The organism is Algoriphagus lutimaris, from assembly GCF_017051705.1.
Taxonomy (GTDB): domain Bacteria; phylum Bacteroidota; class Bacteroidia; order Cytophagales; family Cyclobacteriaceae; genus Algoriphagus; species Algoriphagus lutimaris.
On the sequence record NZ_JAFIDJ010000001.1, the window covers coordinates 696,303 to 717,124 of the forward strand.

Annotated in this window: 18 protein-coding genes; 4 read left to right on the forward strand and 14 right to left on the reverse strand. The window is 38.6% G+C overall.

Annotated features, from left to right (window positions below; all coding sequences use genetic code 11):
* Nucleotide 1: 1 nt before the first annotated feature.
* Nucleotides 2-487 (forward strand): hypothetical protein, encoded by a 486-nt coding sequence (locus JYB62_RS02760; protein ID WP_205643910.1) that lies wholly within the window; start codon nt 2-4, stop codon nt 485-487.
* A gap of 26 nt (nt 488-513) precedes the next feature.
* On the opposite strand, the gene JYB62_RS02765 is transcribed toward JYB62_RS02760, so the two are convergent.
* From JYB62_RS02765 to uxaC, 5 genes are all read right to left on the reverse strand, one after another.
* Nucleotides 514-1,446: a UDP-glucuronic acid decarboxylase family protein gene (locus tag JYB62_RS02765; protein WP_205643911.1), complete on the reverse strand. Its 933-nt coding sequence runs from the start codon at nt 1,444-1,446 to the stop codon at nt 514-516.
* A gap of 103 nt (nt 1,447-1,549) precedes the next feature.
* Nucleotides 1,550-2,113: a sugar O-acetyltransferase gene (locus JYB62_RS02770; protein ID WP_205643912.1), complete on the reverse strand. Its 564-nt coding sequence runs from the start codon at nt 2,111-2,113 to the stop codon at nt 1,550-1,552.
* The gene (gene uxuA, locus JYB62_RS02775; RefSeq protein ID WP_205643913.1) at nt 2,110-3,285 is read right to left on the reverse strand and encodes a mannonate dehydratase; all 1,176 of its coding nucleotides are present in this window, start codon (nt 3,283-3,285) and stop codon (nt 2,110-2,112) included. The genes JYB62_RS02770 and uxuA overlap by 4 nt, the downstream gene beginning before the upstream one ends.
* A 78-nt stretch (nt 3,286-3,363) precedes the next feature.
* Entirely contained in the window at nt 3,364-4,182 is an 819-nt protein-coding gene (locus JYB62_RS02780) for an SDR family oxidoreductase (protein ID WP_205643914.1), read from the reverse strand.
* 2 nt (nt 4,183-4,184) lie between these two features.
* Entirely contained in the window at nt 4,185-5,630 is a 1,446-nt protein-coding gene (uxaC, locus tag JYB62_RS02785) for a glucuronate isomerase (protein ID WP_205643915.1), read from the reverse strand.
* Nucleotides 5,631-5,807: 177 nt separating this feature from the next.
* Here uxaC and JYB62_RS02790 point away from each other — a divergent pair, with 177 nt between their 5' ends.
* Complete coding sequence (locus JYB62_RS02790) at nt 5,808-6,830, forward strand: LacI family DNA-binding transcriptional regulator (RefSeq protein ID WP_205643916.1); 1,023 nt, start codon at nt 5,808-5,810, stop codon at nt 6,828-6,830.
* A gap of 82 nt (nt 6,831-6,912) precedes the next feature.
* Here the strand turns inward: JYB62_RS02790 and JYB62_RS02795 are convergent, their stop codons facing one another.
* The 4 genes from JYB62_RS02795 to JYB62_RS02810 form a co-directional block, all read right to left on the reverse strand.
* The gene (locus tag JYB62_RS02795; protein WP_205643917.1) at nt 6,913-8,583 is read right to left on the reverse strand and encodes a RagB/SusD family nutrient uptake outer membrane protein; all 1,671 of its coding nucleotides are present in this window, start codon (nt 8,581-8,583) and stop codon (nt 6,913-6,915) included.
* Nucleotides 8,584-8,589: 6 nt separating this feature from the next.
* The gene (locus JYB62_RS02800; protein ID WP_205643918.1) at nt 8,590-11,607 is read right to left on the reverse strand and encodes a SusC/RagA family TonB-linked outer membrane protein; all 3,018 of its coding nucleotides are present in this window, start codon (nt 11,605-11,607) and stop codon (nt 8,590-8,592) included.
* Nucleotides 11,608-11,989: 382 nt separating this feature from the next.
* The gene (locus JYB62_RS02805) at nt 11,990-13,336 is read right to left on the reverse strand and encodes a Gfo/Idh/MocA family protein (RefSeq protein WP_205643919.1); all 1,347 of its coding nucleotides are present in this window, start codon (nt 13,334-13,336) and stop codon (nt 11,990-11,992) included.
* A gap of 13 nt (nt 13,337-13,349) precedes the next feature.
* Nucleotides 13,350-14,732: a 3-keto-disaccharide hydrolase gene (locus JYB62_RS02810; RefSeq protein WP_205643920.1), complete on the reverse strand. Its 1,383-nt coding sequence runs from the start codon at nt 14,730-14,732 to the stop codon at nt 13,350-13,352.
* Between the two features lie 170 nt (nt 14,733-14,902).
* Between JYB62_RS02810 and JYB62_RS02815 the strand changes: the two genes are divergently transcribed.
* Nucleotides 14,903-16,063 carry a THUMP domain-containing class I SAM-dependent RNA methyltransferase gene (locus JYB62_RS02815; protein WP_205643921.1) on the forward strand — a complete coding sequence of 387 codons (1,161 nt, stop codon included), beginning with the start codon at nt 14,903-14,905 and terminating at the stop codon, nt 16,061-16,063.
* A 207-nt stretch (nt 16,064-16,270) separates the two neighbouring features.
* Here the strand turns inward: JYB62_RS02815 and JYB62_RS02820 are convergent, their stop codons facing one another.
* From JYB62_RS02820 to JYB62_RS02835, 4 genes are all read right to left on the reverse strand, one after another.
* Nucleotides 16,271-17,782, reverse strand: a complete 1,512-nt coding sequence (locus tag JYB62_RS02820; RefSeq protein ID WP_205643922.1) for a DUF4301 family protein — start codon at nt 17,780-17,782, stop codon at nt 16,271-16,273.
* A 120-nt stretch (nt 17,783-17,902) separates the two neighbouring features.
* A complete protein-coding gene (locus tag JYB62_RS02825) occupies nt 17,903-18,754 on the reverse strand; it encodes a 5-oxoprolinase subunit C family protein (RefSeq protein ID WP_205643923.1) in 852 nt (283 codons plus the stop codon).
* Between the two features lie 14 nt (nt 18,755-18,768).
* Nucleotides 18,769-19,467, reverse strand: a complete 699-nt coding sequence (gene pxpB, locus JYB62_RS02830; RefSeq protein WP_205643924.1) for a 5-oxoprolinase subunit PxpB — start codon at nt 19,465-19,467, stop codon at nt 18,769-18,771.
* Nucleotides 19,464-20,189, reverse strand: coding sequence for a LamB/YcsF family protein (locus JYB62_RS02835; protein ID WP_205643925.1), 726 nt, complete (start codon nt 20,187-20,189; stop codon nt 19,464-19,466). The genes pxpB and JYB62_RS02835 overlap by 4 nt, the downstream gene beginning before the upstream one ends.
* A 134-nt stretch (nt 20,190-20,323) precedes the next feature.
* On the opposite strand from JYB62_RS02835, the gene JYB62_RS02840 reads away from it, so the two are divergent.
* The gene (locus JYB62_RS02840; RefSeq protein WP_205643926.1) at nt 20,324-20,449 is read left to right on the forward strand and encodes a 30S ribosomal protein THX; all 126 of its coding nucleotides are present in this window, start codon (nt 20,324-20,326) and stop codon (nt 20,447-20,449) included.
* A gap of 45 nt (nt 20,450-20,494) precedes the next feature.
* Here JYB62_RS02840 and JYB62_RS02845 read toward each other — a convergent pair whose 3' ends face one another.
* Nucleotides 20,495-20,794, reverse strand: a complete 300-nt coding sequence (locus JYB62_RS02845) for a hypothetical protein (protein WP_205643927.1) — start codon at nt 20,792-20,794, stop codon at nt 20,495-20,497.
* Nucleotides 20,795-20,822 lie beyond the last annotated feature (28 nt).

Below are 20,822 nucleotides of genomic sequence, written 5' to 3' on the forward strand. Positions count from 1 at the left end.
AATGGAATTAAAAACATTCCCTTCTTTGAAAAAACTGTTTCTGCTTTCTCTAATTTCCATTTTATTCTTTTCATGTGACAATGAAGATTCTGATCCAGATAGTATTGTGGGGAAATGGGGATTGATTGAAATCTATTATCCAAGGACTGTTGTAAGCAGTGATGAGTTTGTGGAAGAAAATTTTCAGACCTACCGATTCTATTCTAATGGGACCTTTGAAAAAACCAGAATTAGTGAAGGGGAGGATTTACAAACAGCAACCGGGGATTATTTACTGGAACAAGTGCCAGCTTATAGTTCAAGTGAGGTCAAATTGTATGTCAATTTGGAATTCAAAGAAGGAGATAATATAACCAATAATTGTGGTCAGCCGGATGGAGAACAATTGATGTTACGATTTAATAATCAATTGGATAATTTTTCTGCAATTCCATGTGATGGGCCTGGTTACATCTTTCAAAAAGAATCAAAAAAGCCATCCTTTTGAGATGGCTTTTTTGATTGGAATCCAATTTATATGATTTCTTCAAAATATTTGATGGTTTTGATCAAACCATCTTTTAACGCAACTTTAGGCTCCCAGCCCAATTCTTCTTTCGCCAAGTCGATGACTGGCTTTCGTTGCATGGGATCATCCTGAGGCAAAGGCATAAATACCAATTTACTTTTGCTATTGGTCAAGTCAATGATTTCTTGAGCCAATTCCAACATGGTAAACTCTCCGGGATTACCAATATTCACTGGTCCAGTGAAGCCATCCCTACTGTTCATCAACCGGTACATTCCTTCGATATTATCATCTACATAGCAGAATGACCTTGTCTGCTTTCCATCACCATAAATGGTGATGTCTTGATTTTTTAAAGCTTGTACGATAAAATTTGAAACAACTCTGCCGTCGTTTGGATGCATTCTTGGTCCATAAGTATTGAAAATACGCATGACCTTGATAGGCACCTGGTGTTGTCTATAGTAATCGAAAAACAAGGTTTCAGCACATCTCTTCCCTTCATCATAACAAGCTCTTGGGCCCAATGTATTGACATTACCTCTATAAGATTCAGGTTGTGGGTGTATCTCCGGATCTCCATAAATCTCGGAAGTACTTGCCTGCAAAATTTTAATTTTGAGCCTTTTGGCCAACCCTAACATGTTCATGGCACCAATAACTGATGTTTTGGTGGTTTGAACTGGATCAAATTGGTAGTGAATTGGGGAGGCAGGACAAGCAAGGTTATAAATTTCATCAACCTCCACATAAAGGGGATGGGTGACATCATGACGCAGTAATTCGAAATTTTTACTGTCAAGAAGGTGGTGGATGTTTCTACGGTTTCCTGTAAAAAAATTATCAACACACAAAACTTCATTTCCTTCCTTTAAAAGTCGGTCACAAAGGTGGCTTCCAAGGAATCCTCCTCCGCCTGTTACTAAAACTCTTTTCATTTATTTAATTCAAAAGATATAACTATTGCAAGCCAAAAATAGGGAAATGTTTTTCATTTTAAACCTTCACCTGATATAAGGATAGAAAATTGCAGATAGGTTATTAATTTGAAGGAGGAACTTCTTTGATAAACTTGGCTGGATTTCCACCTACAATCACCCCTGGTGGAACATCTTTGGTAACCACTGACCCTGCGGCAACAATGGATTTATCACCTATAGTCACGCCAGGACAGATAATAGAGCCACCTCCAATCCAAACATCAGAACCAATGGTAATAGGCTTGCCGAATTCCCAAAGCTCACCTCTGGTTTTCGCTTCTGTGGGATGGGTAGCTGCGTAAAATTGAACATTAGGAGCAATTAAGACCCGATCTCCCATCTTTACAGGTGTGACATCTAGGACTATACAGTTAAAATTGAAGAAACAATCATCTCCAACCTCGATATTATATCCATAATCGCAGAAGAAAGGAGGCTCTATCCAAATATTTTTCCCAGCTTTTCCCAATAACTCTCTAACCAACTGCACCCGAAATTCAGGATCTTCGGGGGCAGAATCGTTCAATTTTTTTAGGAGTTTACGGGCATGCATTCTTTCTCTCACCAACTCTGGGTCAGCGGCGAGATACCATTCTCCTGCAAGCATTTTCTCCTTTTCTGTCATTTTGATTTGTTGTACAATAATGCGGCTTCTACTCCTCTGATTTCTGCGAGGCCTTTGAGTCTCCCAATGGCAGAATAACCAGCGTTGGTCTTTTTGTTTAGATCATCTAACATTTGATGTCCATGGTCTGGTCTCATCGGCAGGGATTTGCCTCTTTTTTCCTGAACCTTAAGGATTTCATCAATAACTGCTACCATTGGAACATTTCCGTCCAAATGATTATCCTCAAAGAAATCCCCATTTTCTTTTCTTCTGGTACTTCTCAAATGGATAAAATGGATATGATCCCCGAATTCAGCGACCATTGCTGGAAGGTCATTGTCCGCTCTCACTCCATAAGAACCGGTACAAAAGGTAAAACCATTGTAAGGGCTTGGTTGATCTGTGATCAATCTTCTTGCATCTGAAGCGACAGATACCACTCTAGGAAGACCAAAAAGTGGGAATGGAGGGTCGTCAGGGTGAATCGCTAAATACACTTTATTTTCTTCAGCCACCGGCACAATTTCATCTAAGAATAACTTGAGGTGTTCGGCTAACTTGGGGGCATCAATACCGGCGTAGGTTTCCAGCATAGCCTTGAATTCTTCGAGCGTATAGCCGATCTCCGAACCAGGAAGTCCTTTTAATATATTGTCGATGATCAATTGGTGCTTTTCAGGGCTCAAGGCATCATAATATGCTTTGATCTCTTGGATTTCTTCTGAGGAATATTCGGCCTCTGCACCTTCTCTTTTAAGAATAAACAAGTCAAATGCCTGAACTGCTTTTTTCTCAAATAACAAAGCCTTCGCCCCATTGGGAAGGGTATGGAATAAGTCGGTTCTGGTCCAATCAAGAATAGGCATGAAGTTATAACATACCGTATGAATCCCTACAGAAGCCAGATTTCGAATACTTTGCTTATAGTTTTCAATGAGCTCTTTAAAATTTCCCGTTCTGGTTTTTATTAACTCATGAACTGGGATAGATTCAACTACTGACCAGGTTAGACCTGCTTTTTCAATAATGTCTTTTCTTTTTTGAATTTCTTCGATTGTCCAAACTTCACCATTTGGAATATGATGCAAGGCGGTGACAATTCCAGAAGCTCCTGATTGAAGAATGTCTTGAAGACTTACAGGGTCATTTGGGCCATACCAACGCATGGTTTGCTCCATTTTATAGGCCATAAAACTGAGGGTTATATGTTAATACTTGGTATTTAGAGTTAGATAATTTGCACAATTGGCGAATCTTTTACTATTTCTTTAAACTCCTGAATAGGCACTGAAACCTCCATCCACAGGTATAATGGTTCCAGTTACAAATTCAGACGCATCACTACAAAGCCACTGTAGGGCTCCCAACAAATCCTCAGGCTTTCCAAATCTTGCCATTGGCGTATGTGTTTTTATTTGATTTCCTCGCTGTGTAAGACTTCCGTCTGTTTCCGTTAACAAGGTTTTGTTTTGCTCTGTTAAGAAAAATCCCGGAGCGATCGCGTTGACTCTAAAACCTGCTCCATGTTTGGAGCAGAGTTCTACCGCCATAAATTTTGTGAAATTGTCGATAGCCGCTTTGGCAGAGGCATAGCCTAATACTCTTGTCATAGGTCTCGTTGCAGCCATGGAGCTAATATTAAGGATGTTCCCTTTATTTTTATTTAGCATTAATGGCAACAGTGCTTTGGTGGGAAGTACAGTTCCTAAGTAATTTAAATCCATTACTTTTTTCAAAGAATTGGTGTCTAAATCCAAAAAGCTTTGATCAGGAGTGATGACTGCTCCAGGCATATTACCTCCTGCGGCATTGATTAATATGTCTATATAGCCATGATCTGCTTCAATTTGGGCAACGATACCCGTAAGGTCAGTTTCATTGGTTACATCCGCTATATAGCCCCAGGCACTTCCTCCTTCGCTTTTCACTTCAGCTACCAATTCATCTACTTTAGCCGGAGTCCTGCCAATTACTAAAAGGTCAGCCCCTTCTTTAGCCAAGTGAATACTCATGGTTTTGCCTAATACTCCAGTTGCTCCAGAGAAAGCTATTTTTTTTCCTTGCAAGGAAAATATGGTGTTACTCATATTTAATAATTGATGTTATTTGGATGGAAGTCAAAGTAATTCTTGGCATTTTTATAACAAATATCTTCAATGATTTTACCAAGCCATGCTTCATCCCATGGTAATTCTCCGTTCTCAACATCCTTTCCAAATAGATTACATAATATTCTTCTGAAGTATTCATGTCTAGGAAAGGATAGGAAACTTCTTGAATCAGTCAACATGCCAATAAAGCAACTGACCAAGCCCATATTGGAAAGGGTATTGATTTGTTTTTCCATCCCATCTTTCTGATCCATGTACCACCAACCTGAACCGAATTGAATCTTTCCCTTGATAGAACCATCGTTGAAGTTACCTATCATTGTTGCCAAGACTTCATTGTCTCTAGGGTTAAGGTTATACAGAATTGTTCTTGAAAGTTGGTCTGTAGAGTCCAAAGCATTGAGGTATTTAGCCAAGGATTTTGCTTGATCAAAATCACCAATTGAATCAAAGCCAGTATCTGGACCTAGCACTTGAAGCATTCTAGTATTGGTGTTTCTTAATGCACCTAAGTGAAATTGCTGAACCCAGCCTTTGGCATGATACATTTTTGAAAGCTCTTTTAATACTCGGTATTTGAAGAAACTTACCTGCTCTGGAAGAAGAGTGTTTCCATAGCGAAGCATTTCTAATAATCCATCCATATCATAGGAAAGATCATTTTCGAAATAAGAAAGTTGTTCTAGTCCATGATCTGATACTCTGCACCCTCTATCATGGAAATATTGTACTCTTATTTCCAAGGCCTGAATCAATTCTTCAAAACTATAAATCAACTTACCTATAGTTAATTCTCCCAGTTTGAGAAGGTATTGATTGTAAGTTTCTAAATTTTCTACAGCGTATGCTTTATCCGGACGAAATGCGGGATACAAATCCAAATCGTTTTCTTTTTTACTGAATTGTACATGTTCTTCCAAGGTGTCAGTGGGATCGTCTGTAGAACACACCGTTTCAACATTCATTTTCTTCAGAAGAGAGCATGTAGAGAAATCCTGACCTTGTAGCATTTCTGTTGTTTGATCATATATTCTATCCGCATTTTCACCTGTGAGCAATTCCTCTATTCCAAAATATCGCTTTAGTTCTAAATGAGTCCAATGGTACAAAGGATTCCTTAGGGTGTAAGGGACAGTTTCAGCCCATTTTTGGAACTTTTCCCGGTCAGTAGCATCTCCCGTGATATATTTTTCAGAAATTCCAAGTGTCCTCATTGCCCTCCATTTGTAATGGTCTCCAGCTAACCATATTTTTGAAATATTTTCAAAGGTTTGATTAGAATTAATTTGGCTAGGAGGGAGGTGATTATGATAATCTATGATGGGTTGATTTTTAGCATACGTATGATAAAGTATACTAGCATACTTATTTTGTAAAAGAAAATCTTCTGACAAGAATGCATGTTGAGTTTCTATTGTTTGCATAAGCTGAGGTGCTCGATCCTTAGAAGTTAAAAACGTTTCAATTTACCTTGATTTACGACCAAATTCGGAAGAAAATACGCAATCGTTTTCGATTTTATATGAGTGGAATAGGGGGAATACCATGGAACCTTTGTAATTTATCAGCCAATTTCTATTAACCCAAAAAAAATCTAAAGGATGGTTTCCGGTATAAGTCTAAAGGAGCTGGCTGCTGAGCTTAATCTAGCACCCTCTACGGTTTCGAGAGCTTTGAATGATAGCTACGAAATCAGTGAGCAGACCAAGAAAAAGGTCTTAAGTATGGCTGAAAAGCTGAACTATCATCCCAATCCTTTTGCAAGGAGTCTAAGGGAAAATAAAAGCAAAACTATAGCAGTAATTATTCCTGAGAGAATCAACAATTTCTTTGCTCAAGTAATTGATGGAATTGAGTCGATTACGCAGGAACATGGATATCATCTATTGGTATATTGTACCCACGAAGATGTGGAAAGAGAGAAAAAGATTGTCTCGGTTTTATTGAATGGAAGAGCTGATGCCATAGTCATGTCGGTTTCAAGTCAAACGAGTGATATTTCACATCTTAGAAAATTGTACGATAGAGGCTTGCCCATCTTATTTTTTGATAGAATCTGTAGTGAAATACCTACCACAAAATTTATCACTAACGATTATCAAAGCACATTAGAAGCGACAAGACATTTGATTCAGCAGGGGTGTAAACGTCCTGCATTTTTAATGCTTTCGGAGGATATATCTATCACTAAAGAGAGACATCGAGGTTTTCTTGCTGCCTTGAAAGAGGCGGGGATTGAGCATAATCCTGAATTCAGTAAAGTTTGTTGTCAAAAAGAGGAACGGAATATAGAGATTCTTAAAGAACTTTTATCTAAAGAAAATAGGCCAGATGGCATCTTGGCATCGGTAGAGAAATTGGCCTTGGCCACCTATCAAGCGGCTAAAAAGGCCAATGTGAGAATTCCAGAAGATTTAAAAGTGATCAGTTTTTCAAATATGGGGATTGCAGGATTGTTAAACCCTTCTTTGACCACCATTTCCCAACCAGCTTGCTGTATAGGGGAGGAATGTGCCAAAATCCTGATGAAAAAATTGACCAAGGTCAATCAACCTGATTTGCCAAATGAAGTGATTACCTTTCCTTCCAAGCTTACCATTCGTGCATCTACGATGGCAGAATAATTCTAGTTATGAATAAATCAGTCCATAAAAAAAGCTGTTTCGAATTCGAAACAGCTTTTTGCATTAACAACCCTATCAACAATTAATAACCTGGGTTTTGAGGGAATGCACTTGCATTGCCTTCCGCTCTATCAATTTGGTTTTGAGGAATCGGTCTCAACACATGGAAATCTTGAATATTGGGAGCCCCTTGAGGATTATAAGCTCGCACTCTTTCAACCAAAATCCCCCATCTTTTTAGATCCAACCATCTGCTTTGCTCTCCAAGTAATTCTCTTTCTCTTTCTTCAGTGATGAACTCAAAGGTCAATTCAGATTCGGAAATTTCCATTGCTGCTTCTTTCCCTGGGAAAGCTGCTCTTCTTCGGACCATATTGATGTTTTCAGTAGCAGCAGCTATTTTACCTTGACGGAATTGAGCTTCAGCTAACATAAGGTAGGTGTCAGCCAATCTAAAAGCGATATAATCTCTACCTCCAGCAAATTGAGTTCTATCCGCTCTTCCTGGATCCTTATGCTTTTTTAGACCTGGGAATAATCTTTCTGTATATAATTCAGGAGTCAGAACTTGATATGGATATTTTGCACGCTCAGATTCTGACATATTATAACCTGGTAACCATATCGTGGTATCACCAGCAGCAAAAGTTACGGTCTCTTTTGATTTATCAAACGTCGTGTTATACGTGCCTGGTTTATTTGACTGGAAGAAATCAACAAAGGAGTTTTTATAGCGTGAATCATTCTCCCGGTCACCGAAAATCACATTTAATGTATAATCCGTTGGTCTAAATCTTTTGAATGGACGACCATTAAAAACGTCTCTTTGCATTCCAGGCTGAACATCATATTCCATTAAGAAAAACACATGCGAGTTATTACCCCCACCTGTTGTTAATGGGTCATAGGTATATTGAGTAGACCAGATTACCTCCTCATTAATTTCATTTCCAAAGGCATGAACATCTCCAAAATTAGGTAATAAAGCGAATCCATAATTGTCAATCACACTTTGGAATAAAGTCTCAGCTTTTGCATAGTCAGAGGCCTCTCCTGCTTCTGAAGTTGCTTTGGTTAAGTAAACTCTTCCCAACAAGTGTTCTGCAGCAGGCTTTGTTGCTCTACCATAATCAGAGGATTTTGCTTTTGCTTCGAGATTAGGTATTGCTTCTTCTAAATCTTGGATGATTGCAGAATATACTGCTGCAACCGATGCTCTTGTCACCTCTTTGGTAGGAACAGATGTTTCAGAAAGTTGTAAGTCCACTCCACCAAATAATTGAACCAAGATGAAGTAATGATGTGCTCTAATGAACTTCGCCTCAGAAATTCTTTGTAACAACACTTCTTGAGGCACTCCTGTTACTTCTGCAGATCTATCAATTACTGCATTACAAGTGTTGATTCCTGAGTAAAACTCATCCCACAATTGCCGTACATGACCATTTTGAGAGTCAAACTGGTTTGTGTACGTGTTCATGAATTTCCAGGAACCATCAGCCCCGTTGGTGTAGGAGTCTGTACCGAAAATGGTGAAGTTATTTCCTCTTTCAGTACCGTACCAAGCTCGCATGGTGCTATACGCTGCATTTACCCCGTCATTTAAACCTTTTGGTGTACTGAGATAATCATTCCCAATTTGCGATACAACATCCTCGTCTAGAAATCCGCTACAAGCAGACATGGCTGATATCCCAATGAGGAGGGCTGTAGATTTAGCCCAGGTGTTTAATTTTATTGCTAATTTTTTCATTATCGATTAGAATTTTGCATTAATACCAAATGTGAAAGAAGTAACTGCAGGAGAGACGTTGGAATTTACTGTTCCTGCCGCAACGCCTTGTTCTCCATCCATAAACACTTCTGGATCAATTCCTTTGTACTTGGATCTATATTCAGCAAAAATGAATGGTTGTTGAATACTAGTATAGATTCTAAGGCTTTGAAATCCGATTTTACTTACAACTTCAGGTGTGAAATTGTAACCGAAATTGATGTTTCTCACTTTGATAAAGGATCCATCAAAATATTGCATTGAGCTTGCATATTTTGCACTTTCTTGGTTCACATTTGGTCGAGGGAACTCGTTGGTTGGATTGTCAGGAGTCCAATAATCCACATCCAAGTTGTTATATCTACCCGCTAAAGTATTGTTACTAGTGTGGAATTGAGAACGGATCATAAATCCGAATCTACCATATAGGAAGAAGGAAAGGTCAAAACCTTTATAAGTAAATCGGTTAGTCATACCCAATGCAAAATCAGGTACCACAGAACCTAAGAATTGTCTGTCATCTGCATTGATTTTGCCATCTCCATTGACGTCTTCAATCTTGATTTCACCTGGTTTGTCCCCAAATGAAGTCGCTAAATCAGTTTCTGACAATTGCCAAATCCCAATTTTATTCCAATCATAAAAGATGGTCAAAGGTTGACCAATGAATCTTCCTGCAGAAATATCATCTCCATTTGGTAAGGAAATGATTTCTTCACGGTTTCTGTTGAAAATGAAGTCAGTTGACCACATGAAATCACCTTTTTCGATGTTCAAAGTAGAGAGGGTTAATTCTAAACCTCGGTTTTGAGTCTCACCGATATTGGTGGTAAATCCTCCAAATCCTGTGGAATTTGGAAGTGGTTGTGGAGCAAGCAAATCAGAAGTATTAGTGATGTAATATTCCAATGAACCAAATACTCTACTCTTCCAAAGAGCAAAATCTAAACCTAGGTTAAAAGTCGTTGAAGATTCCCATCTCAAGTCTGGATTACCAATGGTATTTGGTCTGTATCCAAAAGCAGCTGTATTGTCAAAAGCATAGGATGTTCTTCCTAACAATGCCTGAGTTTGATATGGGTTGATCGCTTGGTTACCGATGGATCCATATGATGCTCTAAACTTCAATTGATCTACTGTTGATGAATTTTGCATAAAGCTTTCTGAATGGATATTCCAACCCAGAGCTACAGAAGGGAAATAACCAAACTTGTTGTTTTCACCAAATCTAGAGCTACCGTCAGCTCTCAACGTCGCGGTCAAAAGGTACTTGTTTTTGAAATCGTAATTTACTCTTCCCATAAAAGACATCAGAGCCCATTCTCTCAAATTGGTATTAGCGCCAGTAATTAAAGAAGCATCACCAAGTCTATGAAATAATTGAGATTCTGCAGGAATACCTTGAACACTTACCGTAGTTTGTTCAAAACGGTCCTTTTGAATAGACTGGAGTGCAGTAATATTCAAGTTATGTTTTTCATTAAAGGTCTTGGTATAAGTTAGGATGTTCTCCAAAGTATAGTTGAACGTGAATTGATCATTCACACTACCTGTAGCATCACCACCACGTCTTGCATTCGTTTGGGATCCAGTGAATCTTCCTGCTCTACTAATGGTGATATCTGGACCAAATACCAACCTGTAATTTAAGCCAGGAATGATTTCATAATTAGCGAAGATGCTATTGAAGATTCTGTAATTTTTGGTCAAATCCTGTTGAGCACCTGGTACAATTTCAGCGAATGGGTTGGTTCTTAAACCATCTGAAGTGGGTAAGAAGATGATGTTTCCTTCGTCATCAAATGGCTTGCCCAATGGATTTTCTGCTAAAGCACCTCCAAGTGGGTTGAAGTTTGCGCCATTTCTCTCACTAAAGGAAACCAAGGTAGAGGTACCAAATTTGATTTTCTTATTGATAGAATGGTCAATATTTGCTCTGAAAGTATATCGCGTATAATCTTGATTTTTAATGACACCTTTATCATTAAAGTAGTTGGCAGAAACAAAGAAGGTGGTTTTATCAGAACCTCCACTTACACCAACTTGATGACTTTGAATAGCTCCATTTCTTAATAAGCCACCTACATAATCAGTACTTCTACCTAAAGAGATACCCTCTAATTCAACAGGCTCAAATAAAGACTCATCAGCCTGTGGAGTGGCAGGTCCATCAGGGTATTCTCCACTGGCTCTTCTGGATTCTCTCTTGTATTCTGCGAATTCAGATCCATTGAAGACATCAATTCTTCCCAATTCTTTGTTTACACCATAATAGGAATCAACGGAAACGATTGTTTTTCCTCTATTCCCTCTTTTTGTGGTGATCAATACCACACCATTTGATCCTCTGGAACCATAAATAGCAGTTGCAGATGCATCTTTTAAGACTTCCATAGAAGTAATATCCTGAGGGTTGATATCATTTAATCCACCCACTACTGGAATTCCATCAATCACGTACAAAGGTTCATTGGAGGCGTTGAAAGATCTTCTACCTCTAATTCTAACCTGTGGGGCTGATCCGGGCTTAGATCCTGGTTGTGTTACATCCACACCTGCAGCTCTCCCTTGTAAAGCTTGTCTCGCGTCTGTAATCGGTAATTCCTGGATCTCTTTGGATCCCACAGATGAAATCGCACCTGTCAATTGACTTTTCTTGGCAGTACCGTAACCAACGACTACCACTTCTTCCAAATCTGCTAGATCCGGGTCTAGTGTGACATCGATAACTGACTGGTTTCCAACCACTACCTCTGTTGGAGTGTATCCTATAAAGGAAAAAACCAAGGTTTCGTTACTAGATGCAGCGATCGAATACTTTCCATCTAAATCGGTGGTTGCACCTCTAGTGGTACCTTTTACTAAGATGGTAACTCCTGGTAAGGGGAAACCAGTCTCATCAAGAACGGTACCTGTTACTTGAGCTTCTTGCGCAAAAGTGTGAGTAACACCCGAGAGCAAAAGCAGCACTACCATTAGGTAAGTGTAAAATTTAGGCCTCATAGTTTTGGGGTTTAAGTTGTTAAAAAGGGTTTAGGAATATCTAGTAACCGTTAGAAAAAAATATCTGTGATTAGTAGAATTAATTATTTTCAAATTATGGTAAAAAAGGAATGTATTCAAGCATGTATAGTGATACATTTACGCAATCGATTGCGCGATTATAAATGGCAAAAAATCAGGCTCTTGTAATGAAGATTCGGAATTCAAAAATTAGGTCGATTATTTGTGTTTTTTTTAAATATTGAGTTTAGTTAATGCTTTAATAAAAATTTAAAGTATGTTTTATTGACTTTTTGATTTAATATAGTTTATACAATAAAAAACACCTGTTATAAAATATATAAAGTATAACAGGTGTTTAGTAATAATTAAATAAGAGAATTTATAGTTTTGGCGGCTCCCAACCTTTTTCATATTCCCTTGACCAAAGGGCTTTTGCTTTGGAAGAATTGGTAATGTGCCCATTAGATGGATCACAAATCAAAGATTCACCGGTTCGATAAGAAATATTCGCTAAGTGACATAATAGTGTGCTTACAGCACCTTCCTCTATTGTAGAATTCTGCTTTTCTTTTCCTCGAATCGCTTCAAAGAAATTGGCCACATGAATGGTACTCATATCTCCACCACCACCTAATTGGGTTCCTCCTTCGTTGTTGGCAGATAAATTTTCCTTTACCAGTTTTCCTGATCGATCGAATTGTTTGTATCCACCTCGATCAACATAAACTGATCCTTCTGAGCCGTAAATGATAGTTCCTCGATCTGATCCATAGGTGCTATATCCATTTCTACTTTTTCCATCCCATTGAATTACGCTTCCATTTTCAAACTCATAGGTGGACTCCAACGTGTCATACATGGTCCATCCGTCTTCAGGAAAATGAAATTTTCCTCCCACGGTAGAAACTTTACTTGGGTAATTTACCTGAAGTGCCCATCTGGCAACATCCAATTCATGGGTGGCATTGTTGCCTGTTTCTGCAGTTCCGTAATCCCAACCATACCAATGCCAATTGTAATCCCAGGTATTATGGGTGTATGCACGTCGAGGGGCGGGACCCTGGAACATTTCCCAATCCAATCCTTCTGGTGGAGCGGCAGGAGTGGGGTTCACTACTGCACCTCTATTATTACTATAGAATGCTTTTGCCATGGAAACTTTACCGATAGCCCCCGCATGAATGGCTTTGATAATCTCAATACTTTCAGGTGCAGACCGTTGCTGATTTCCCATCTGAATGACATTGCCGTATTTTTTCTGGATCGCAATAAGAATCTCACCTTCTTTGGGGTTGTGGCTACAGGGTTTTTCTACATATACATGTTTGCCTCGCTCAGATGCCAACCAAGTGCCTGGGGCATGCCAATGGTCTGGAGTTGCATTGATTAAGGCATCTACCTCTTTATCCTCCAAAACCTTCATGATATTCCCTTCCAGTTTGGGTCGGTAATCAATATGCTTGGCGAAGTTCTGCGCTGCTTTGGTCATTTGAGATTCCATTACATCGCATAAATACATCAGATTCACATTGGTTTTTGGAAGTTTAATCGGCTCATAATATGCTCCTAATCTCCTTCCTAAACCCGCAATAGCAACATTGATTCGCTCGTTTGCGCCAATAATATTTCCATAACTTTTGGCTGAAAAACCTAGACTTCCCAAAGCAGAAAGGCCCACAGTTGCCGCGGCAGATTTTTTGATAAATTCTCTTCTATTGTTTTTCATGTTCGTTTTGGGCTTATTTTAACGTTTTAATCTTGATATTCTTGAAGCTAACTTCATTCCCATGGTCTTGTAATAAGATGTGACCTTGATCTGCTTCTCCGAAATTGTCCCATTTAGCATACTTGCTTTTAGCAACCAAATCTCTGTATTCGGGGGAACCTCTATCATATTCCAATACTTTTACCCCGTTCAGATAATGAGTGACATGATTGTTTGGTTCTACTACCACACGTCCTTTGTTCCACTCTCCAATAGGTTTGATGAAGCGAGGTTGCTTATCAGCAGTAATAAGGTCATACAAACTGGAAAGTGTTCTATTGCCTGCAATACCCATTTTAGCGTCTGGATGTTTTTCATCATCTAAAATCTGATATTCCAATCCGATGGCAGAACCAGAATTTCCTTCTGATAAGGTAACAAAATATTTCAATCCACTATTTGCACCTTCTGTAAGTCTGAATTCAAAACCAAGGTCGAAAGCAGAATATTCCTCCGTCGTGACAATATCTCCAGCATTGGAGGACTCGCCTCCGTCAGAAGCTGCAATGGTTAAAATCCCATCATTTACGGACCAACCAAAATCAGGAAAAGTTTCTTTGTAAGCACCTTTCCATCCTTCAGAGTTTTGTCCATTGAAAAGTAATTTCCAACCGATATTCTTTTCATATTCTGTCAGCTCATTCAGACGGTTGTTAACCACATAAATAGATTTGTCAAAAGGTCGAGGATCCAGGTTGGTGGTTTTGATTCTCACATTTTTGAAATAGGATTTATTTCCTTCGTCCTCAGGATTTCTGATACTGTGTACCTGTAGTCCTATAAAACCTTTTTTGTCGGTGTCATCTACGACGTAAGCTACTTCTTGTCCATTCAACCAGGTTTTGATTTCATCTCCAATGACTTCAATTCTATAATGGTTGAATTCTCCCATTTTGAAAGCAGATTTAGCTGCTGGATTCAGATCCAAAGGGTATAACCAACCTCTTCTAGCCTCATCATACACTCCGGCAGACCATGCTCGGTCGCTTGGGTCTGCTTCTATCTGATAACCATAAACCAATCCTTTTCCATCTCTTCCTGCTGGATCAAATTGACCACGGGCCATGATACCTGAATTACTGGTCAAATCCTCAACTTTTAAATCCAACTCTAAAATAAAATCTCCAAATGTCTCTTCGGTAATTAGAAAAGTATTCGGCGAACCTGCTACAGCGGAACCTTCTATAACACCATCAACCACCTCAAATGTGGCCGTTCCAGCCACCGGTTTCCAACCAGTAAGATCCTTACCATTGAACAGGTCTCTCCAATCATCCTCTACTTTAGGCTCGGTAGCGCAACTGAATAAAGTGGTGCCAGATAGTAACAGAATGAATAGGGTTTTTATTTTTTTCATAAATTTTAAATTTTGGGAATGGTTAAAATTCCTTATTTCGCGCATTCCGAACAACTTCGATAGACTTCAATTTACGCAATCGTTTGCGAGTATTTGCGAAAAAATAAGATGAGCGAAAGTTCAGTTTTTTGAATGGATTAAGAATCGGATGAACTTTCTTACTTTTGCGCATGCTTGATTTTGACCAAAGAGGAAAAGTATTTATTACTTGTAAAGATCGTTTTGCCTCCTACCTCGAGAAGGAAGTGCGGGAACTGGGGTTTGTTCCTGAATCCGTATCCAGAACAGGGATAGAACTTAAGGCCAGTTTGGAAGAGTGTATGGATTTGAATCTCCATTTAAGAACGGCCTCCCAGGTACTTTTTGAAATTAAATCCTTTTATCTGCAACATGCAGATGATATATACCGAAAGATAAAAACGATTCCCTGGGAAGAGTTTTTAGATGTAGATGGATATTTCTCCGTGAATTCGGTTGTTGACAACGAGAGCATCAATAATCCTATGTTTGTGAATGTTCGGGTGAAGGATGCCATCGTGGATCGATTTAGGGAAAAAACAGGAAGAAGGCCTGACTCAGGATCGGATTTTCAAGGATTGGTTCTACAACTTTACTGGAAAGACAGACAGGCTTCCATGTATATCAATACCTCCGGAGAAACGATCGCTAAACACGGATATCGAAAAATCCCAGGTAAAGCTCCCATGTTAGAAGCCTTGGCAGCAGCTACTATTTATGCAACGGAATGGAATACCCGTGTTCCATTTGTTAACCCCATGTGCGGTTCAGGGACCTTAGCCATTGAAGCAGCCTTGATGGCCACCAAAAGATACCCTGGTTTGTATCGTGACAATTATTCTTTCCAATACATTTTAGGGTATCAAGAAGAAGCATTTTTGGCCAAAAAGAGAAAATTGGAAAATAAAATCATGGAGGTACCTGAAGTAAAAATCATCGCTTCTGATATTTCATTGCAGGCTATTGCTTTTGCTAAGGAAAATGCCATCGTAGCCGGAGTAGATCATATGATTGAGTTTCAGGTTTGTGATTTTGCAGAGACAGAGATCCCAGAAAGACCCAGGGGAGTGGTGATTTTCAATCCTGAATATGGGCAAAGACTTGGAGAGTCGTTGGAATTGGAAGAAACCTATAAAAGGATGGGGGACTATATGAAGCAGAAATGTGCTGGGTATAGAGGATATATTTTTACAGGTAATATGGAGTTGGCTAAAAAAGTAGGATTAAAGGCCAGTAGAAGGATTGAGTTCTGGAATGGAACCATTGATTGCCGACTACTGAAATATGATCTGTACGCAGGTAAGAGGGAATAAGCATCAGTAATAATTTGCAGTAGGAAAGAGTAGGAGGTAAGAAGTTTAAAATCTTAACGCTGAAAATGGTTACTGCTAGGGCTTTTGGGTAGGGAATGGATGAATCGTTACCCGGATATAAAAAAAATGCCCATAAAAAAAGCTGAAATTGACCGATGTATCAATTTCAGCTTTTTATTTTCAGTGATCAAACTGAGATACCAGATTTTACTGATGTTCGTCTCTTAGTAAATCGTTTACGGTTTTCACGGGATTGAAAGTGATGATTGGAACTTCTACGAATAAGGTATTCCATCCCGCCATCGCACCATTCCAAAGTCCAGGTAATTCCAATGCTTTTAGCTCTTTTCCACTTTTTGACTTTTCAGTAATAAATCCAGTCATCATATCCCGGTACTTTAATAAATCAAAATCATTGCCTTCAAAGTCCTTGGTACCACAGACTAAATCTACCGGATTAAAGTGAGTGGATCCCTGGAAATGCTTTTTAGCTTCAGGATCATTTAAGTCTATCTGAGCGGTTTCTGCTATCTGTAAAGAAAGTGAACCATCTGAATCTTTCACCCAAAAAGGTCCTCCCCCCGGTTCACCAGTATTTTTCACCATTCCACATACCCTTAGTGGTCTATTCAATTTTGATTCTAAATAGGTTGTTTTTTCTACTGAAGATTTGCCTTCATATGATTCAGGGAATTTAATTCCTAAATGGTGTTTTAGCACATGTTCGGCGTGGCTTACCGCATTATCATCTTGTTGGTTTTTTAGTCTCAACAATGCTTCAAAGACCCGTTCCTGAATTTCCAACAAGAGTCCTCCTATGGCCATTTTGTAATCTTTGGTATCTCCTTTCAATCGATCAGGCACCACATTATCAATATTTTTAATGAAGATGAGGTCAGCTGATATATCGTTTAGGTTTTCTAATAAGGCTCCATGCCCTGCAGGTCTAAACAGAATACTACCGTCATCTTCAATAAAAGGAGTGTTGTCCATATTGACAGCAATGGTATCCGTAGACTTTTTTTGTTGGGAGTAACTGATGTCAAAATTGATTCCGTTTTCTTTTTCCAATTTTGGTAAGACCGATGCGATCTCTGATTTGAATTTTGATTCATGCTCAGGCGATACGGTAAAATGAATCTTAACGGTATTTCCAGCTCCAGTAGCATATTGAACTCCTTCGATCAGATGTTCATGTGCAGGAGTTCTTCGTTCCTCAGAATAGGTATGGAATCTCAATAAACCTTTAGGAAGACTTCCATAAGCTAAACCATCTGAATCTAGCAATGCGGCTAAAATTCCTTTATAATCCTTACTGTCCAGTTTTTGGTTGATGCTACTTCCCTGGGATTTTAAAACATCATTTAAATCATCATAAAAGGCGAACTTTTCGATGTTATTCATGAATTTCTGAACAAAAGCAGATTTGCTTAAATCTCCATCTCCTTCCAGAAATGCAAAAAGGTCTTTAAACATCCTCGAAGCAGCACCACTAGCAGGTACAAATTTGACTACTTCTATTTGGGAGGCCTTTTCAGGGTAGGTGTTTTTAAAATGTGATAATTCCTTTTCACTTAATACTTTGATGCCATTGCCAGGAGTGGCAGGTGCTACTATTTGTAAAAAAGGAAAGCCATTTTCAAAATGGCTAATTTGTTGTTTAACAACTTCAGGGTTCATTCCCTGTGACAAAATCTTTGATTCTAAGCCAGCGTCCATGGTCTTTGGGTTGAAATAATGATATGTTAAGATAGCAGGCTATTTTACTTTGCTCAAATTTGAAGCGGGTTTTTTTGAGCATAATTTCAAAAATTGTTTAAGTCTTTTCCTTTTTTTCACCTATTCAAAATTGATAATTTTAAAAATAAATTGTTGGTTGGGTGATTTTTGGGAGAGTTGGGCGATCGATTTTTCAGGTAAATGAAGGATTCTTGGATAGCCTCCTGTGACTTGTGCATCCTTCATTAAAATAATTAGTTTTCCACCAGATGTTAATTGGACGGTACCCGGATATACTGCAGCTGTAGACATTTCAATTAATAAGTTTGGAATAAGCTCTTCCAATTGGATTGCCATTCGATTTTGAAGTTTTGAAATGGTAAAAACGCCGTTTTGGATCTTGTCCTTGTTTTTATCAGCCAACTCTCCCCACTCGGGGCCATGAAATGCTTCTATGGTGTTGGAATCCATCCAACTTCGATCAAATTTTACAGTGGACCATGTTGGGTTTTGATGTTCATGAATAGATGAATATTCTAGCTGATCTCCTTTTTTCAACATTCCTGATTCAGTTATTCCTTGATAGGAACTTTTACTGTTAAGTACGATAGGTACCTTAAACCCTTTTTTTACTCCTAAATACAACCGAGATCCCATAATAAATGAGCCAAAACTAAGTACATCACCTTCATTGATTAAAAATAAACCTTCAGATTTAATAGGGGAGTCGTTTAGCGTGATGTTGGCTTTTGCCCCTGCGATGCAGATTATGGTGGGAGATCCAAAGTGTACCTTTAGCCCAGGTAGAGAAATTTCCAGAACGGCTTCCTTTTCCGGGTTTTGTAATATGTGATTTACCCAACGCATGGAAATGCTATCCATCACCCCTGATACCGGAATTCCGTATTGTCCCAAACCCTCTCTGCCAAGATCTTGGATACTTGTACCCGGACCAGTTCGTAAAATAGTCATGTATGGATTTTCCTTCATTTTTCCCAAACTGGTTGTTGAGGATTTTGTTGAATCGACTTGAATTCTTCTATGGAAATAGGGTTGAATTTAATGAGGTCACCCGGACTGGCCCAAACTGGTGGGGTGTTTGATGGGTCAAAAAGAATGATCGGTGTTTGCCCAATTAAATGCCACCCTCCGGGACTAACACTTGGATAAATTCCCGTTTGATTTCCTCCAATAGCAATGGATCCAGCTGGAACACTGGCATCTGGAAGTGATTTTCTCGGAGTAAAAAGTACTTCAGGCAAGCCTTGCAAATACATAAACCCAGGTAAAAACCCATAGAAATGTAATCGGTAGTTATTTTTTGAATGAAGGTCAATCAAGGCTTTCACTTCTAAACCTTTGGCAGAAGCTAAATTTTCTAAATCTCTTCCGAGTTCTAAATCATAGCAGGCAGGGATTTGCCAGACCTTGTTAGAAAGAGGAGCATATTCTTCCATTTCCTCAAATTGATCAATAAGAGCTTGAACCTCCTTAAAAGGAAATTTGGATTTCCAAGAGATTCCCAGAGTCTTGAATCCAACCCCTATCTCTAAGATGTTTTTTTGAAAATGGTTTTCAAGAATACTTTTAAGCGCTAACTGTTTTTGTAAAAGGAGGTCGGAAATTTCCAGGCTCCATTTTATCTCGGAAAGTGTAGTGGTTATGATGGAGTGGATCGGTTTCATGTCCACCAGGTTTGTCTAATTGCTGAAAGAAATGAATCCAAGCCTGGGTTGTCTCCATGAAAGCATAAAGTATCTGCTTGAATGGGTAAATGTGTACCTTCTATTGAGATTAGTTCACCTTTGGTAAATAAAGGGTCCAATTGATGATTGATGCTATTCAAATCACTTAGCAAGGAACCCTTTACATTTCTTGATACCAAGGAATAATCTGAATGGTATGCTCTATCTGCAAAAACCTCTCTCCTAATTGTTAAACCTTTTTCTAGACAAAACCTTTCCATTTCAGAATTTGGGGGAGTGAAAATCGGTGTTTGAGGATAGTTCTTTAAGAGGAAGTTTGTCAACGTTTCTGCAAGATCTACTCTTTTTGCTGAATCATTATATAAAGCCCCATGGAATTTAATATGGTCCATAATGAAGCCCAATTCATTAACGACATCAAGAAACAATTTGAGTTGCGTTTGAATACTTTGGATCAAATCTTCATTGGTGATCGAAATGGATTGCCTACCAAAATTTTCTCGATCTGGGTAGGAGGGATGGGCTCCTACTTTCTTTCCGAATTTTTTTGCCAACTGTAGAGATTGATAAATACTGGATCGATCTCCATAATGTCCTCCGCAAGCGATACTAGCGGCATCAATCCACGGAAAAATCTTTTCTTCAAAGGGTATACCTTCCCCTAAATCACAATTTATTTCCGGTAATTGTTTCTTAGTCATCCCAAAGTAAAATTACTATTTAGAAGGGAAAGATAGTTTTAATTCATGAATCCCCATTGTCCCAGCGTCTCAAGGCTTGACATTTTTTTATCAGTTTTTTACCTTCAAATGAATCAAATTAAACCAAAATAATTATGGGAAAAGGAGATATGAAAACTAAAAAAGGTAAAACCAACAGAGGGACTTTTGGCGCTAGTAGACCTAAGAAAGAGTCGAACAAAGCTGCAAGAAGGGAAAAATTTAAAATAAATGAGGATTAAAAATGAAGAGGGCATTGCCCTCTTTTTATTGAATTGAAATCTTTTCTAATCTCTTGGGTAGATTCCAATTACTTCTCTTGTTTTTCCATCAATTTCTATCACTATTGGACCTAAAAGTGCATCGTAAATTGTATTAAAAAGAACTTCATAATTGCCATTTCTATTTTTTCTCACAAAAGCCTTCTTCCAATTTCCTATAATGGTCTCTTGAGTTGAATCGTCCAGATAGTTGTAGGCAATTTCTCTGAATTTACTTAAATCGGCTTCTTGATCATCTTTATCTTGGCAAGCTACGATGGTAAAAACAAGTAAAAAAATAAGTAGATAAGGGATTGATTCCTTCATAGGTATTCGAAATAATTTGTTTAAAACT